1 protein-coding gene is annotated in these 1461 nt (G+C 54.9%); it reads left to right on the plus strand.

Annotation, left to right across the window (positions count from 1 at the left end):
- Nucleotides 1-279: 279 nt before the first annotated feature.
- Nucleotides 280-1461 (plus strand): condensation domain-containing protein (locus VL52_RS24890; protein ID WP_160298984.1); only part of this gene is annotated, 1182 nt, incomplete at its 3' end.

Genomic DNA, 1461 nt, shown 5'->3' on the forward strand with positions numbered 1-1461 from the left:
TAACAAAACCCCTGATCCTGCGTTGCGCCTCCTTGTCATACGACTGGCACTGCCTGCGTCGGGAGGTTTTGTTAGCGGCTCTTAGTGCAAGGGGCGTTAGGCGAACTATTGACTCGACGCCTTCCGTCCCAGTCTCAAGATATTTTAATGGATGCTCGATAAAATCCAATTGAGCTTGATATTAAAAATATTTAATGATAAATATATATCCAAATTGAATATTTGGCGGTGTGCTGTGTCTCGTGACTTGTTGGCGTGAGCGTCAGGGAGGAGTGGGCTGTGCAGAAATTACATCCGTTGTCGCCGGCTCAACGGCGCATCTGGGCCGCTGATGCTATTGCCATTGAATCCGGCAGTTATTGCATACCTTTGTCATGGAGGTTGGCAGGCAAACTCGATGTCGGAGTCTTACGTCGGTCGCTGCAACTGCTCGCATGGCGCCATGATGCATTGCGCACCCGTTTCCGGAACGGCTCTGGCGGCGTTGTCCAGTTCATAGTCGAATTCCCGGAATGGCCATTGACCTGCGTGGATTTCTCGCATGAGCAAGACAAGGACGATGCGAGCACTCGGCTGCAGAAGAAGGAGGCCGTCCGTCCTTTTTGCCTGGACCGGGAACCACCGGTTCGAGCGACGCTTGCCAGGCTGGATAAGGATGTTCATGTTCTTTTGTTGACGCTGCATCACTTGGTCGTGGATGGATGCTCGATAGGCGTGCTGCTCCGCGATCTGGCGCGCGCGTTCGCTGGCTTTGTTGAAAACTGCGAGCCAGATTTTCCTTCGCTCGCTCTTGGTTATGATCAGTACGCGGAGGGGCTTCCGGGGCCGGCTTCCTGCCAGATGAGTCAGAAAGAGGCCGAATACTGGCGTAATGAATTGGCTGGAGGCCTGGAGCCGCTCGCACTGGCCGTTTCGGGTTCGGACAAATGTCGGGGCATTGGACCCGGCGATTGGGTTTCTCTCGGGGGCGACGCCCTTCTCTCCGCCTCTGTTCAGCAATGCGCGAAGTCTACGCAAACCACAGTTTTCTCAATTTTTGCCGCAGCAGTTGCGACGCTGCTTCATCGCCATACCGGGCGCCGCGATTTCTGTCTGTCTTATCCGATTGCGAATCGTCACGCGGAGGACCACAAGGATCTGGTCGGGTGTTTGATCACGACGCTGCCGCTGCGGTGCAGGCTTGAGCCGAATGACTCTTTCAACGACGTGGCGCGGAGGATTCGGCAATCGGTTGTCGATGGACGACGCCATCCTTCTTTTCTTGTCGATGAAATAGTCTTGGACGGCGCTGCTGGTGATCGTGCCGCGTTATCCCAAATCATTTTGAACCAGAACAACAATTATCAGGCGCCACTCGAGTTGCTCGGTCTGCAGACTGAGTCGTTGCCACGCGTAGCGGAAACGGTCTTCTGCGAACTGGGTTGGATCTTGATGGGAATCTCGCCGCTGTTGCATGGGCGG

Origin of the sequence: Chromobacterium vaccinii (assembly GCF_000971335.1) — a bacterium.
Lineage (GTDB): Bacteria > Pseudomonadota > Gammaproteobacteria > Burkholderiales > Chromobacteriaceae > Chromobacterium > Chromobacterium vaccinii.